The 351-nt window shown below is 45.3% G+C and carries 1 protein-coding gene; it reads right to left on the bottom strand.

The genetic code is table 11. The features are described from left to right. Positions 1-351 (bottom strand): fatty acid desaturase (locus tag A3739_RS08065; protein ID WP_197472194.1); only part of this gene is annotated, 351 nt, incomplete at both ends.

Raw genomic sequence — 351 nt, 5'->3', positions numbered from 1 at the left:
CCATAGAGCATTTTTAGTCCAGAAAAACCCGTAAAATCGCGCAATATTTTGCGACGTAAGCTACTCCCAGTTACTGGGTATTGTTTGATATTACCGACGTCTGGGTCGTCATCCGTACCCGTTTTGGAGTGGTGAATAAGATGGTAAGTGCGGTAAAACTCTAGGGGTACCAGCATGGTCATCCCCGCAAACCAATGCCCAAAGAAACGATTCATCCAAAGCTTGCTAAAGAAACCTTGGTGACCACACTCATGCATCAAGATGCCTAGGCCTAACTGGCGGCCGCCTAAAACAAATAAGGCAGCAAGTTTAAATAACCAATGAACCTCTGCTGCAAAGACTACAAAACAG

This window comes from Oleiphilus sp. HI0067 (genome assembly GCF_001635735.1).
Note: the sequence above shows the minus strand (reverse complement) of the source record. Positions and strands in the feature narration are given on the sequence as shown.